This window comes from Arthrobacter sp. TE12231, assembly GCF_054062895.1.
Genome location: NZ_JBSSFS010000001.1, coordinates 3,146,757 through 3,162,351 on the forward strand (window position 1 = coordinate 3,146,757; position 15,595 = coordinate 3,162,351).

Annotated in this window: 5 protein-coding genes and 3 rRNA genes; all 8 read right to left on the reverse strand. The window is 64.5% G+C overall.

The genetic code is table 11. The features are described from left to right. Positions 1–71 precede the first annotated feature (71 nt). A 5S ribosomal RNA gene (rrf, locus tag ACVWYS_RS14110) occupies positions 72–188 on the reverse strand. A 245-nt stretch (positions 189–433) separates the two neighbouring features. Beyond that, positions 434–3,569, reverse strand: a 23S ribosomal RNA gene (locus ACVWYS_RS14115). A 513-nt stretch (positions 3,570–4,082) separates the two neighbouring features. Further along, a 16S ribosomal RNA gene (locus ACVWYS_RS14120) occupies positions 4,083–5,609 on the reverse strand. The 16S, 23S and 5S rRNA genes sit together here, the layout of an rRNA operon. Before the next feature lie 952 nt (positions 5,610–6,561). Continuing rightward, the gene (atzF, locus tag ACVWYS_RS14125; RefSeq protein WP_456509910.1) at positions 6,562–8,487 is read right to left on the reverse strand and encodes an allophanate hydrolase; all 1,926 of its coding nucleotides are present in this window, start codon (positions 8,485–8,487) and stop codon (positions 6,562–6,564) included. Continuing rightward, positions 8,484–12,284 (reverse strand): urea carboxylase, encoded by a 3,801-nt coding sequence (gene uca, locus ACVWYS_RS14130; protein WP_456509911.1) that lies wholly within the window; start codon positions 12,282–12,284, stop codon positions 8,484–8,486. Before uca ends, atzF begins: the two co-directional genes overlap by 4 nt. Further along, complete coding sequence (locus ACVWYS_RS14135) at positions 12,281–12,964, reverse strand: urea amidolyase associated protein UAAP2 (protein WP_456509912.1); 684 nt, start codon at positions 12,962–12,964, stop codon at positions 12,281–12,283. The genes uca and ACVWYS_RS14135 overlap by 4 nt, the downstream gene beginning before the upstream one ends. After that, the gene (locus ACVWYS_RS14140) at positions 12,961–13,842 is read right to left on the reverse strand and encodes an urea amidolyase associated protein UAAP1 (protein WP_456509913.1); all 882 of its coding nucleotides are present in this window, start codon (positions 13,840–13,842) and stop codon (positions 12,961–12,963) included. The genes ACVWYS_RS14135 and ACVWYS_RS14140 overlap by 4 nt, the downstream gene beginning before the upstream one ends. Before the next feature lie 72 nt (positions 13,843–13,914). Continuing rightward, positions 13,915–15,444: an amino acid permease gene (locus ACVWYS_RS14145; RefSeq protein WP_344364698.1), complete on the reverse strand. Its 1,530-nt coding sequence runs from the start codon at positions 15,442–15,444 to the stop codon at positions 13,915–13,917. Positions 15,445–15,595: the final 151 nt, after the last annotated feature.

Below are 15,595 nucleotides of genomic sequence, written 5' to 3' on the forward strand. Positions count from 1 at the left end.
CGAAATTGATGCAGGTGTTAAATGCGGGAGGACCCCCAACCTGTGGTTGGGGGTCCTCGACCTGAATGGTGTTCCGGCGGTGACCTACTCTCCCACACCCTCCCGGGTGCAGTACCATCGGCGCTGTGGGTCTTAGCTTCCGGGTTCGGAATGGGACCGGGCGTTTCCCCCACGCTATGACCGCCGTAACCCTGTGTCCGCACCCTGGTTCTTTCGTTCCGGGGTGGGAAATCTGTGTGGTTACAACCTGCTGCACCGGTGTTGCTGGTGCAGTTGTGGTGTTGTGTATGTTGTTGTGGTTTTGTTCCTGTTGCAACGTGCCGCGGGTGCGGGTTTGTTGGTTGGGAACCACATAGTGGACGCAAGCAGTCTTGTTTCTTTGTACCCTCCCCTGGTGCGAACCCCTTTTGAAACGGGTTCGCGGGAAGAGTGTGTGGTGTAAGTTATCGGCCTATTAGTACCGGTCAGCTTCACGAGTCGTTAGTCCTCGCTTCCACATCCGGCCTATCAACCCAGTGGTCTGGCTGGGGGCCTCTCACACACAAGGTGTATGGAAATCTCATCTCGAAGCGAGCTTCCCGCTTAGATGCTTTCAGCGGTTATCCCATCCGAACGTAGCTAATCAGCGGTGCACTTGGCAGTACAACTGACACACCAGAGGTTCGTCCGTCCCGGTCCTCTCGTACTAAGGACAGCCCTTCTCAAATTTCCTGCGCGCGCAGCGGATAGGGACCGAACTGTCTCACGACGTTCTAAACCCAGCTCGCGTACCGCTTTAATGGGCGAACAGCCCAACCCTTGGGACCTACTCCAGCCCCAGGATGCGACGAGCCGACATCGAGGTGCCAAACCATGCCGTCGATATGGACTCTTGGGCAAGATCAGCCTGTTATCCCCGAGGTACCTTTTATCCGTTGAGCGACGGCCATTCCACAATGTACCGCCGGATCACTAGTCCCGACTTTCGTCCCTGCTCGAGATGTCTCTCTCACAGTCAAGCTCCCTTGTGCACTTACACTCGACACCTGATTGCCAACCAGGCTGAGGGAACCTTTGGGCGCCTCCGTTACTTTTTAGGAGGCAACCGCCCCAGTTAAACTACCCATCAGGCACTGTCCCTGACCCGGATTACGGGCCGAAGTTAGATGTCCAAAGTGACCAGAGTGGTATTTCAACGATGACTCCACCCGAACTGGCGTCCGGGCTTCAACGTCTCCCACCTATCCTACACAAGCCACTCCGAACACCAATACCAAACTATAGTAAAGGTCTCGGGGTCTTTCCGTCCTGCTGCGCGTAACGAGCATCTTTACTCGTACTGCAATTTCGCCGAGTTTATGGTTGAGACAGCGGGGAAGTCGTTACTCCATTCGTGCAGGTCGGAACTTACCCGACAAGGAATTTCGCTACCTTAGGATGGTTATAGTTACCACCGCCGTTTACTGGGGCTTAAATTCTCAGCTTCGCCTTGCGGCTAACCGGTCCTCTTAACCTTCCAGCACCGGGCAGGAGTCAGTCCGTATACATCGTCTTGCGACTTCGCACGGACCTGTGTTTTTAGTAAACAGTCGCTTCCCCCTGGTCTCTGCGGCCCCGATCCCCTCCCACCAGCGTGTGGTGTTCAAGGTTGGGGCCCCCCTTCTCCCGAAGTTACGGGGGCATTTTGCCGAGTTCCTTAACCATAATTCTCTCGATCGCCTTAGTATTCTCTACCTGATCACCTGTGTCGGTTTGGGGTACGGGCGGCTAAAACCTCGCGTCGATGCTTTTCTCGGCAGCATAGGATCACCGAATCCCCCCCTACGGGGGTCCCGTCAGATCTCAGGCATCATGAACGGCGGATTTGCCTACCGTTCGCCCTACATCCTTAGACCGGGACAACCATCGCCCGGCTCGGCTACCTTCCTGCGTCACACCTGTTAATACGCTTGCCTCCCAGGATCAGGTCCCGCGCTCCACCAAAACCCTCACACCCAAAGGGTGATCGGGCAGGTCTCGGGCGGTTAGTATCCCCTGTTCAACATGGGCGGTTTTTCGCCGGTACGGGAATATCAACCCGTTGTCCATCGACTACGCCTGTCGGCCTCGCCTTAGGTCCCGACTTACCCAGGGCAGATTAGCTTGACCCTGGAACCCTTGATCATTCGGCGGACGGGTTTCTCACCCGTCTTTCGCTACTCATGCCTGCATTCTCACTCGTGTAGGCTCCACCGCTGGTTTACACCGCGACTTCACCGCCCACACGACGCTCCCCTACCCATCCAGACGCCTGAACCACAAGGGCTTAGCTAATATCTGAATGCCACAACTTCGGCGGTGTACTTGAGCCCCGCTACATTGTCGGCGCGGAATCACTTGACCAGTGAGCTATTACGCACTCTTTTAAGGATGGCTGCTTCTAAGCCAACCTCCTGGTTGTCTTCGCAACTCCACATCCTTTCCCACTTAGCACACGCTTAGGGGCCTTAGTTGGTGGTCTGGGCTGTTTCCCTCTCGACTATGAAGCTTATCCCCCACAGTCTCACTGCTGCGCTCTCACTTACCGGCATTCGGAGTTTGGCTGACGTCAGTAACCTTGTAGGGCCCATTAGCCATCCAGTAGCTCTACCTCCGGTAAGAAACACGCAACGCTGCACCTAAATGCATTTCGGGGAGAACCAGCTATCACGAAGTTTGATTGGCCTTTCACCCCTACCCACAGCTCATCCCCTCCATTTTCAACTGAAGTGGGTTCGGTCCTCCACGACGTCTTACCGTCGCTTCAACCTGGCCATGGGTAGATCACTTCGCTTCGGGTCTAGATCACGCCACTGCAACGCCCTGTTCAGACTCGCTTTCGCTACGGCTTCCCCACACGGGTTAACCTCGCGACGTAACACTAACTCGCAGGCTCATTCTTCAAAAGGCACGCCGTCACAACTACACAGCAAGCTGCGGTTGCTCCGACGGATTGTAAGCACACGGTTTCAGGTACTGTTTCACTCCCCTCCCGGGGTACTTTTCACCTTTCCCTCACGGTACTGGTCCGCTATCGGTCATTAGGGAGTATTTAGGCTTATCAGGTGGTCCTGACAGATTCGCACGGGATTTCTCGGGCCCCGTGCTACTTGGGATACTTCACCAGGCGGTACACAACATTTCGGTTACGGGGCTCACACCCTCTACGGCCGGCCTTTCAAGACCGTTCACCTATGCCTGCACATCACACCTCACCAGCCCGGCAGAACTGGTATGGAAAGTCCCACAACCCCGACCATGCAACGCCCGCCGGCTATCACACATGGAACGGTTTAGCCTGATCCGCGTTCGCTCGCCACTACTAACGGAATCACTATTGTTTTCTCTTCCTGCGGGTACTGAGATGTTTCACTTCCCCGCGTTCCCTCCACGCACCCTATGTGTTCAGATGCGGGTCACCAGGCAGCTCGCGCCCCTGGCGGGGTTTCCCCATTCGGACACCCTGGGATCACAGTCCGGTTATCGACTCCCCCAGGCTTATCGCAGATTCCTACGTCCTTCTTCGGCTCCTAATGCCAAGGCATCCACCGTGTGCTCTTAAAAACTTGACCACAAAAGATCAATCAGAAATTTTCGAGAGAACCATGAAAACCACCACCACCGCCCCGAAGGACAACAGCGACAGATCCAGGTTCATATTCTTGGAAATTGCTTCTTATAAAAGATGCTCGCGTCCACTATGTAGTTCTCAAACAACAACCCCGTACCACACACCCCACACACACAACCCACACGGGCCGATACATGCATGATCGATGCAGCCAGGAAACCAGAAACACAAGTCCCGGAACAATCACGGCCAAAGCCGCAACCACCCGGTCCTGTTGTCTCAGGACCCAACAGTGTGCCAAACACTAAACCGCTGATCATCTCTCCCGCACCGTTCCAGGACGCTCTCAAGAGAGCATCCGTACTGGGTGCCGGTGAAGAACCGGCGGCCGCTATTTGTTGATATTCCACCCGTGAGCACCCGCCGCAGAACAATCGTCTGCGCAACGGGCGTACTCCTGACAACCCCGCCACACTCAAATGCATGAGGCACGGTGGTTGTAGGTGCTCCTTAGAAAGGAGGTGATCCAGCCGCACCTTCCGGTACGGCTACCTTGTTACGACTTAGTCCCAATCGCCAGTCCCACCTTCGACAGCTCCCTCCCACAAGGGGTTAGGCCACCGGCTTCGGGTGTTACCAACTTTCGTGACTTGACGGGCGGTGTGTACAAGGCCCGGGAACGTATTCACCGCAGCGTTGCTGATCTGCGATTACTAGCGACTCCGACTTCATGGGGTCGAGTTGCAGACCCCAATCCGAACTGAGACCGGCTTTTTGGGATTAGCTCCACCTCACAGTATCGCAACCCTTTGTACCGGCCATTGTAGCATGCGTGAAGCCCAAGACATAAGGGGCATGATGATTTGACGTCGTCCCCACCTTCCTCCGAGTTGACCCCGGCAGTCTCCCATGAGTCCCCGCCATTACGCGCTGGCAACATGGAACGAGGGTTGCGCTCGTTGCGGGACTTAACCCAACATCTCACGACACGAGCTGACGACAACCATGCACCACCTGTGAACCGGCCCCAAAGGGGAAGGACTGTTTCCAGCCCGGTCCGGCCCATGTCAAGCCTTGGTAAGGTTCTTCGCGTTGCATCGAATTAATCCGCATGCTCCGCCGCTTGTGCGGGCCCCCGTCAATTCCTTTGAGTTTTAGCCTTGCGGCCGTACTCCCCAGGCGGGGCACTTAATGCGTTAGCTACGGCGCGGAAAACGTGGAATGTCCCCCACACCTAGTGCCCAACGTTTACGGCATGGACTACCAGGGTATCTAATCCTGTTCGCTCCCCATGCTTTCGCTCCTCAGCGTCAGTTAATGCCCAGAGACCTGCCTTCGCCATCGGTGTTCCTCCTGATATCTGCGCATTTCACCGCTACACCAGGAATTCCAGTCTCCCCTACATCACTCTAGTCTGCCCGTACCCACCGCAGATCCGGAGTTGAGCCCCGGACTTTCACGGCAGACGCGACAAACCGCCTACGAGCTCTTTACGCCCAATAATTCCGGATAACGCTTGCGCCCTACGTATTACCGCGGCTGCTGGCACGTAGTTAGCCGGCGCTTCTTCTGCAGGTACCGTCACTTTCGCTTCTTCCCTACTGAAAGAGGTTTACAACCCGAAGGCCGTCATCCCTCACGCGGCGTCGCTGCATCAGGCTTGCGCCCATTGTGCAATATTCCCCACTGCTGCCTCCCGTAGGAGTCTGGGCCGTGTCTCAGTCCCAGTGTGGCCGGTCACCCTCTCAGGCCGGCTACCCGTCGTCGCCTTGGTGAGCCATTACCTCACCAACAAGCTGATAGGCCGCGAGTCCATCCAAAACCACAATAAAGCTTTCCACCCCCCACCATGCGATGAGGAGTCATATCCGGTATTAGACCCAGTTTCCCAGGCTTATCCCAGAGTTAAGGGCAGGTTACTCACGTGTTACTCACCCGTTCGCCACTAATCCCCGGTGCAAGCACCGGATCATCGTTCGACTTGCATGTGTTAAGCACGCCGCCAGCGTTCATCCTGAGCCAGGATCAAACTCTCCGTTGAAGAAAAACAGACACAACACGCGCCCCCGGGAAAACGGGAGACACACGCTGCACAAAATTTGAAACCAGCCAAAAACACCAGACCACACCACGAGGTGGCGGGCCCGGCACATTCAACCAATTCAATACAATAAATTGGTATCAACAAACTTGGCACACTATTGAGTTCTCAAACAACAGACACACCCGGCACCACCACAACCAACAAACAGTCGCGGATCGCTCCGGAGCAACTTTTCAAACTTACCCGATCTCGGGAGCGTTTGCAAATTCGCATTTCTGCGATCTACATTCTCTCGAGAAGGTCCCCACCCTTATTCGGCACGCTAATTTGCGAACCATTTTCAGGCTGTTTAGAAGGGGGTCGGTCGCTTTCTTTCCGCATCAGCGGCGGCGACTCGAATTACTTTACACGCCGGGAGGACCCTGCACAAATCGGCTCGCAAAGGTGTCCCCTGGCGTCATATTCCCCGGATCCACGCGGAATCCGGCCGCATCACCGGCCCTTCCAAAACCCCAAAGACCAAGCCTTGCCCCTATGGCCTGCGTCACCTACTCCGTGCCCGGCGCCACGATAGCGTCGGGCAGCGGCTGCCCGACGCGTCACTCCAGGGCTGCTTAAGTCTCGGGTGTTGACGGAACTGCGGAATACGTGACGTCTCCCGGCAGCAGCCAGCAATACTGCAGTTCCGCGTCACGGGTGGAGGCCGTCACCTCCCCTGCGGGACGCGGGGCTGACGTAGCGCGCATCGCGGCCCACCATGTCCTAACGTTCAGCACTTCCGTTCCTTTCGATCGATATTGCGACGGGCTCGAAGACCCGGAAAGTCAGGACCAGCCGGCCGTGCAGACCTCCGCCGGGCGCCCGCCCGGGAGGCACTCCCCCCGCAGGCACTCCCCCGGGCGGCCCCATGAAGCCTGCCCCGTGAATCTGGCCAAGTGCCGACTCACGGTTACCTCCTTTTGGTACCCGGCTGCATCCCTCGTGTGAACCCGGTCAGCAGCACGTCGGCGAGGGTGCCGCGCGATCCCTGACTTCGCGATCTGTCCCCCCGGGGTTCCTGACCGCGCGGTCCCTCACCAAGCACTTCCAAGTCCGGATCCGCCTGCCCGGCCGGAGAGGCGGCCATCGCAACCAGCCAGTCGCCGTACCTGGTGATGTCCGTGCCGTTCGTGGCGGCGACCGCGTCGCAGGCAAAGCCGACGGCGCTGGACCCGTCGCTCAGGCGTACGGAGCCAAGAAGCATCGGCTCGGGCAACGCCGCCAGGAATTGACCCAGCGCCGCTTCGGAGAGAAGCCAGCGCTCGGCCACCAGTTCCGCCCCGTCCTCCGAGCGGTACACGCCGGGTTTGGGTGGCTGGGTGTCCAGCGAGACCATTCGGTAGCGTGCGGCCGTGCGTACGTGCCCGGCCCAGGAGGCTCCCAGGGTTTCGAGTTGGTGCGCCAGCGGCTGGCCCTTGCGGTGCGCCCCCACCACAACCAGGGGTACCGAGGACGCGCCGGCACGGACGGGCCACGGCTTTCCCGCGGGCAACTGCCGGGAAGGAGCGGCCCCGGCCGCGAACAGCGTCGGGGGCGGCGATGCGGTCTCAATCGTGCGGGCGATGTCGGCCACCACGGCGTCGTCGAACGTGCGACCCACAACGGTGAGCCCGAACTGGGCTCCCTCCACCTCTCCCGCGGGTACGGCAACGGCACACAGATCGAACAGGTTGCAGAAATTCGTGTAGGTGCCCATGCGCGAGTTCACGCCCACAGGGTCGGCCGCGACGTCCGCCAGGCTCGGGTGGAACGGCGCGGTGGGGACCACCAAGGCATCGAATCCTTCCAGGAGCGCCATCGCCTGCCGCTTCAGTCCGTCCAGCCGGGCGGTGTCCGCAACATAGCTGGGTGCCGGCACTTGGCCGGCGCGGCGGACGATTCCGGCGACCGTCGGATCCAGCCCCGCAGGATTTTCTGCGGTGTCGCCGGCGGCGTCAACGAAGGCCCCGACGGCCGCGTAGCGTTCGGCGACGAGCCCGCCGTCGTACAGCAGACGCGCGGCCCGCAGGAAGACCTCGAACTCGATCGGCTCGGCGTCCACGCCAGCGGCGTGAAGCCTGGCGATCTGTCGGCCGAATTCAGCCGCCCACGTCTGCGGGAGTTCCGGAAGGCTGGACGGATAGGCGACGCGCGGCCGGTCGGGCGCCGCGAGCCGGACATCGGCGGGCCACGGGCGAGCCCCGCCGGCCATAATCCCCATGGCCAACTCAGCCGAGCCCAGGTCCCTTGCGAAAATCGTCACGGCGTCCCAAGAGCGGCACGCCGGCACTACCCCGGCGGTGGACACCACGTCCAGCGTGGCTTTGATGCCGACGATCCCCTGGAGCCCGGCGGGGACGCGCCCCGATCCCGCGGTGTCCGTGCCGATGGCGATGTCCGCCAGCCCCAGGGCCACGGCCACGGCGGATCCGGAGCTGGAGCCGCCGGAGATACGGTCCGGGCGCCGCGCATCGCGGACCGCCCCGTGCGGGCTGCGTGTTCCCACCAGCCCGGTGGCAAACTGGTCCAGGTTTGTCGCCCCCACAACCACCGCGCCCGCCGCCCGCAGCCGGGCCACCGTCTCCGCGTCCCGCGCCGGGGTGTAGGCGAAGCCGGGGCACGCCGCGGTGGTGTCAATCCCTGCCACGTCGACGTTGTTCTTCACGGCGAGGAGCAGCCCGGCCAGGGGCAGCTCCTCGCCCGCGGCCACCGCGTCATCAACGGCCGCCGCCTCGGCCAGCAGTTCGTCCGCTCCCCGCACGGTGATCCAGATTTCCGGCCGGCCGGAGGCTTCGATGGCGGCCAGCGCCGCCCGCACCCGGGCGATCGCACTCGGTCCTTCAAACGTCGTCCTCATACTGTGGCCTCTTCCAGTTCCTTGGCGTCCAGTTCCTTGATTAGTTCCTCCGCGGAGGTCTCCACAGGCAGCCCGAGAACCACCAGAACTTCGCCGCCCACTACCTGGGATCCAGCCACCGGCAGCACCTGCTGGACCACACCGTCGCACGGGGCGGCCAGCACCGTTTCCATCTTCATCGCCTCCAGCGACACCAGCGGCTGGCCCTTCACCACGTGGTCCCCCGCGGTGACATCCACCTTCCACACGCTGGCGGCGAACGGCGCGGAGACCAGGGTGCCGCCGTCGGGGACCACCAGCTCTTCAGGCTCCGGGACGACGGCGGCTGCCGCGTCCGCGCGGTCGAACTCGCCGGCGTCGGCCCAGGCCTGACGTTCGACGGCGAAGGCCGCCGCCTGCTGCTCGCGGAACACCGCGATGGACTCGCTGTTCCTGGCGAGGAAGTCCTCATGGTCGGCAAGGGAGAAAGTGCCGTCTTCGATTTCGACGCCGCGTCCCCTGCCCGCGGCCATGTCCGCCCGCAGGTCCAGCAGCTCTTCCGGGCTGACCGGGTACCAGGAGATGCGGTCGAAGAACCGCAGGAGCCAAGGCGAACCCGGTTCGAACGGCGCGGAATCGGCGTAGCGGGACCACACCTGGGTGGTCCGGCCGACGAACTGGTAACCGCCGGGCCCTTCCATGCCGTAGATGCACATGTAGGCTCCGCCGATTCCCACGGCGTTTTCCGGCGTCCAGGTCCGGGCCGGGTTGTACTTGGTGGTGACCAGGCGGTGGCGGGGATCGAGGGGTGTGGCCACCGGGGCGCCCAGGTACACGTCGCCCAGGCCCAGGACGAGGTATTCGGCGTTGAAGACCGTGTCGAAGACATCGTTCACGGACTCCAGGCCGTTGATGCGCCGGATGAACTCGATGTTCCACGGGCACCAGGGGGCGTCGTCCCGGACGCCGGCCATGTAGCGCTGGATCGCTTCGCGGGTGGCCGGATCGTCCCAGGACAACGGCAGGCGGACGGTTCGGCTGGGCACCACCAGCTCTGAACTCGCCGGGAGGGCGGCTTCGATGTCCTGCACCAGGCCCAGGAGGCGCGGGGCCGGGAGCACCGTCGGGTCGATCTTGATCTGTAGGGACCGGATCCCGGGTGTGAGGTCCACGATCCCCGGCATGCGCAGCTCTTCGAGGTGCTGGTGCAGGGCGTGCACGCGGGCCCGCAGGCTGAGATCGAGCACCATGTCGCCGTATTCCACCAGCAGGTTGTCATCGCCGGAGCGGCGGTAGGTGACCGCGGGCCGTCCGCGCCCTTCCGGCACCCGGCCCAGCACGCCGTCGTCGCCGTCTCCCCGGCGGATACCGGCGGACGGCAGGGCCGTGCCAGATTTCAAGACGCCGGCACCGGCTGTGGAACGGGACCAGCCGGCGTCGCCCGGCAGCACCAGCTGCCGCCCCGGTCCCAGGTCCTTGGCCGACGGTGCCTGGCGGGCCTCCACCGGCACGAATCGGACGGTGTCGCCGGGACGGAGCTGGCCGAGCTTCCAGCGGTCGGCCGTCACCACCGTCACAGGGCAGACGAAGCCGCCGAGGCTGGGACCGTCGGGGCCGAGCAGGATGGGGGTGTCGCCGGTGAAGTCCAGGGCGCCCACCGAATAGGCGGTGTCGTGGATGTTCGACGGGTGCAGTCCCGCCTCGCCGCCGTCGCTGCGGGCCCACCGCGGTTTAGGCCCGATGAGGCGGACGCCGGTGCGGGCGGAGTTGAAGTGCACTTCGTAGCGAGCGGCGTAGAGGTCCTCGATGTCCTCGCGCTGGAAGAACTCGGGGGCGCCATGCGGGCCCTCCACGACCGTCAGTTCCCACGCGGAGGTCAGCACCGGCCTGCTGTCCGACGGAACGGGACCGGCCTGGCCAGGCGCTGCCGGCGACGGATCCTCCGCGGCAGGGTCCGCGGCAGCCACCGTGGCAGTCTCCGGGGCCACGGCGCGGAGCACATCCCCGGACCGGAGGACGCGGCCGCCATGGCCGCCGAACTGGCCCAGGGTGAAGGTGGACGCGCTGCCCAGATATTGCGGCACGTCGAGTCCGCCCTGGAACAGGATGTAGCCGCGGAGCCCGGACCCTTCGGCGGTGCCGACGTCGAGAGTGCCTCCTGCGGGCACCGTCACCGGTTCCCAGGCGGGCACGTTCGCGCCGTTCACGGTGAGCGTGGTGTCGGCGCCGGCGACGCACACCGTCGTCGCATGGGTGAAGTGCAGGCAGGGGCCGGTCATGGTGAACTCGAGCCCGGGTGCGCCTTCGGGGTTGCCGAGTGCCTGGTTGCCCAGCCGGAAGGACAGGTCATCCATCGGGCCGCTGGGCGGCACGCCCACCTGCCACAGCCCGGCCCGGCCGGGCCAGTCCTGGACGGAGGTCTGCAGGCCGGGCCGCTCCACGGTGATCCGGGGTTCCGGGTCGCCGAGGTCGTTCAGGGTGCCGGTGGAGTGGGTGGCGTCGCGGACCACGTCTAGGCCGGTCACGGCCCGGAGCATCCCGAGGTTGGTCTCGATGCCGTCGATCCGGGTGGCCTTCAGCGCGGCGCCGAGCCGGTCGAAGGCCTGGTTCCGGTCCGTGCCGGTGGTGATGATCTTGGCCAGGAGGGGATCGTAGTTGGTGGAGACCTCGCTGCCGGTTTCCACCCAGGCGTCCACGCGCACGCCGTCAGTTCCGGGGTAGGCGGCGTTGGTGACGGTTCCGGAACTCGGCTGGAAGTTGCGGGCCGGGTCCTCGGCATAGAGCCGGGCTTCGACGGCGTAGCCGGAGACGGGAATGCTGTCCGGGCGCCCGGCCAGCACGCCGGCGGCCTCAGTCCCGCCCTGGGCCAGCCGGAGCATCCATTCCACAAGGTCGACGCCGGTGACGGCCTCGGTGACGGGGTGTTCGACCTGAAGCCGGGCGTTGACCTCCAGGAAGGACGCTTCCTGGCGGGCCGGGTCGTAGACGAACTCAACGGTCCCGGCCGAGCGGTAGTCCAGCGATCCGCAGAGCGCCCGCGAGCTACGGTGCAGTTCGTCGCGGAGCGCGTCGGGCAGATCCGGGGCGGGCGCCTCCTCCAACACTTTCTGGTGCCGGCGCTGCAGCGAGCAGTCACGGTCGCCCAGGCTGACTACCCTGCCGTCGCCGTCGCCGAAAATCTGCACCTCCACGTGCCGGGCGTGCTCGACGTAGCGCTCGGCGAAGACGCCGGCGGTGCTGAAGCTCGCGCCGGCCAGCCGCGCCACCCGGGGGTAGCTCTCGGTGAGCTCATCCTGGGTGCGGCACACGGTCATGCCGATGCCGCCGCCACCGCCCGTGGCCTTGAGCATGAGCGGGAACCCGATGTCGCGGGCGGCAAGCACGGCCGCGTCCACGTCCGGGAGCAGGCCGGATCCGGCGATCATGGGCACGCCGGCGGCCCGCGCGGCGTCCCGTGCAGTGTGTTTGGTGCCGAAGATCCGGAGTTGTTCCGGGGTGGGTCCCACGAAGACCAGCCCGGCGGCCTCCACGGCCTCCGCGAAGCCGGCGTCCTCCGAGAGGAAGCCGTAGCCGGGGTGGATGGCGCCGGCACCCGTGGCCGCGGCCGCCGCCAGCAGGGCCTCGACCTTGAGGTAGGACTCCTTGGCGGGGGCCGGGCCCAGGAGCACGGCCTCATCCGCCAGCCTGACGTGGCGGGCGCCCCGGTCGGCTTCGGAGTACACGGCCACGGTGCGCAACCCGATTTTCCGGGCGGATTCGATGATGCGGCAGGCGATTTCGCCGCGGTTGGCGATCAGCAGGGTGTCGAAGCGGTTCACAGGGCAGCCTCCGGGCGGGTGACGATCATGCGGACGGGCGTGGGGTTGAAGCCGTTGCACGGATTGTTGATCTGCGGGCAGTTGGAGACCAGCACCAGGGTGTCCACCTCGGCCCGGAGGGCCACCCGCTTGCCCGGGGCGGAAAGGCCGTCCACGATCCCGAGGGCTCCGTCGGTGTCCACCGGAACGTTCATGAACCAGTTGATGTTGGAGACCAGGTCACGCTTCCCCAGCCCCCAGCGGGACCCCTCGATCAGGAAGTTCTCCACGCAGGCGTGCTGTTCGCGGGTGTGCTGCCCGTATCGCAGCGTGTTGGATTCCTGCGAGCAGGCTCCGCCGATGGTGTCGTGCACGCCGACTTCGTCCGCCACCACGGTCATGAGCGGCAGGCCGGCGTCGGAGCGGAGCACGGAGCCGGTGGTCAGCACGATGGAGCGCTGCGCGGCGAGGGTGACGGCGGCGGAGTACCGCACGTCCCTGTCGTCTGCCGCGTAGAGCAGGCAGTCCACCGCCTGGTTGCCTTCCAGATCCACGATGGTCAGGACGTCCCCGGCGCACACGACGGCGGACCAGGGACCGCGGGCTTCGACGTATTCATCCAGGATGACGGCGCCGTCCGCGAGCGCTGTTTCCCTGGCGGTGGCGGCCGGGGGTTTCAGGGTTTCAATGGCGGTGTTCATCGTGCGTTCCTTGCCATGAGGTCGTGGTCGGTGTTGTTCAGGGCCTGCCGGTGTTCGGGGGACAGTGGTCCGGTCAGGAGGCCCTCCGCGAGCAGGCCGAGGTCGTTCGGGGCGTGCCAGGCGACGACGTCGACGGCGGTTCCGCTGAAGTCCGGCCGGGGGTCCAGGGGGTGGGCGGTATTCGCCAGGAGCACCACGGCGTCCATGTGCAAGAGGATGTCGACGGCGGCACCGGCGCCGGCGGCACCGGTGAACCGGATGCTGCCGTCCGGGTCAACCCCGATGCCCTTGAACAGGGAGAGCGACGGCGCCACGTCCCGTGCGCCCAGCCCCTGCTTCAGTGCGGCCAGGGTCAGGAGTTCCCGCCCGGCGGGCGAGCTGCTGTGGGCGGTCCCGGCGCCGTAGCGGGCAGTGTTCCCGGCCAGCGTGGTGGTGCCGGTCAGGGCATCGTGGCGGGCGGAGGTATCGGCCACGATCGTGGCCATCAGCCGGCCGGCGTCGGAGAGTAGCGGGTGTCCCGCCGTGGGGTACGCCTGCCACGGGACCTTGACGGTGTCCGCCACGTTGAGCCGTTCGTGCAGAGCCCCGCTCCGGTAGAGCAGGACGTGGACGCAGGCGTCGCCGTCGGTGTCCGTGAGCCGGATCCGGGTTCCGCGGGCCAGCGGCAGGGCGGTGTAGCGGCCGAAGGCCACGGATTCGGCCCAGCTCAGGCGTTCCTTGGCGGCCTCGGGCAGGCCGGCGGTGTACCGCGCCGGGGCGGAGGCGGCCGGGACGTGCCGCATGGTGTCCGCGGTGCGGCCGTGCTGTTTCCGGGCGTGCGCGCGGGCGCCTGAAGTGGTGGATGTGGCGGTGGCTGGTGTTTCGGTGGTCTGTGTCATGTCAATCCTGGAGTGGGGCGTTGAGTGGCGCGGGCAGATAGTCAGGCGGCCTGGGAGTCAGGCGTTGCGCGGTCAGGCGTCGGCGGGGTCTTCGCTGCGGCTCGCGGACCGGGCGCTGGTGCGCCGGATCCCGAGGCCGAGCAGGAGCACGATGCCCACCATGAGCGGGGCGGAATAGAGGAGGATTCCGTTTTCTCCGGAGGGGTCGTACACCTCGGGCCGCGGCCAGGCGAGGTTGACCACCATGACGGCGCCGTAGAGCACCGCGAGGATGTTGACGGGCAGGCCCCAGCGTCCTAGGGAGAACAGCCCTGCCGGCATGGTCTGGCCCACCCGGTCCCAGTCGCCGCGGAGGCGGTTGAGGAGCTGCGGCACGGTGACCAGGAGGTACGCCACGTAGACCATGACGATGCAGACGCTGCAGAGCGTGGTGAAGAGGGCGGCGTTGCCGACGTTGATGGCCAGCACGCCCACGGCCAGTGCGCCGATGGCGATGGAGGGCCACATCGGGGTGCCGCGGGTCGGGTGCACGGAGGAGAGCAGGGCGGAGGCGGGGAGTTTGCCGTCGCGGGCCATGGAGAACACCAGGCGGGACCCGGCGGTCTGGATGGCGAGGGTGCAGACGAAGATGGCCACGGCCACGTCGACCAGGAGCACTTTGCCCCAGAAGGTGCCCAGGACGGCGGTCAGCACGTAGGGCAGGCCCTCGGTGGCGAGCCGGCCGTCGTCGAGGCTGGGCGCGGCCATCAGCGCCGTGATGATCATGAGCGCCCCGCCGATGCCGGAGATGATCAGGGCGGAAAGGATGGTCCGGGGTGCCGTCTGCCGCGGGGACTTGGTCTCCTCGGAGAGCTCACCGGCCGAGTTGAAGCCCACCATGACGTAGGCGGCCATCAGGCCCGAGACCATGAACGCGCCTACCGCGCCGAGGTCGGATCCGGCCAGGACGGTGGTGTCCATCACGACGTCGGGTCCGCGCTGAGCGGCGGTGATGAGCGCCAGGATCACGGCGGCGACGCCGACGATTTCGCATGTCACGCCCACCGAGTTCACGTGGGACATCAGTTTGACGCCCAGGGAGTTGATCACCGTGGTGACCACCAGCAGGATGGCCCCGAGGACGACGGCGTTCGCGGCGCCGGTGGTGGTGTTCAGGGCCGGGTCGCCTCCCACCAGCTGGAATCCATCCCAGAGCTGGGGCAGCACCACCTGCATGGCGATGGCCGCGGCGGCGGCGGTGACCACCTGCGCCAGGGCCATGAACCAGCCGGCGAACCACCCCACCGTTTCACCGCCGACGCGGCGGGCCCACTGGTAGACCGCCCCGGAGAGCGGGTAGCGTGCTGCGAGCTCCGCGAAATTCAGGGCCACCAGCAGCTGGCCGATCAGCACAACCGGCCAGGTCCAGAAGAAGGCCGGGCCGGCAAAGGAGTAGCCGAACGCGAAGAGCTGGAAGATGGTGGTCAGGATGGACACGAAGGAAAAGCCTGCCGCGAAAGAGGCATATCGGCCCAGCTTGCGGTGCAGGGACGGCTCGTAGCCAAGCGACGTGAGGTCTGCGTCATCCGTCTGCGCGGATGAGGGAAGAACTGTGGATGTCATCGGAATCTCCGGGGCTGGAACGGCGTTGGGGTTGATGCGTTCCGGCAAATGCAGCACTGGGCCCAACGCTGCGGAATACCGGTCACTTGATAGTTTTCCAGCCGGACATCCCGAACTCGTTTCGCCCGTGTAAAAGGTGGATTGACGGAAT

What these genes read in the sequence shown, in the direction of transcription:
- atzF (WP_456509910.1), bottom strand. Translation starts at nt 8,487, where the DNA reads ATGAGGACGACGTTTGAAGGACCGAGTGCGATCGCCCGGGTGCGGGCG.
- ACVWYS_RS14145 (WP_344364698.1), bottom strand. Translation starts at nt 15,444, where the DNA reads ATGACATCCACAGTTCTTCCCTCATCCGCGCAGACGGATGACGCAGAC.
- ACVWYS_RS14135 (WP_456509912.1), bottom strand. Translation starts at nt 12,964, where the DNA reads ATGAACACCGCCATTGAAACCCTGAAACCCCCGGCCGCCACCGCCAGG.
- ACVWYS_RS14140 (WP_456509913.1), bottom strand. Translation starts at nt 13,842, where the DNA reads ATGACACAGACCACCGAAACACCAGCCACCGCCACATCCACCACTTCA.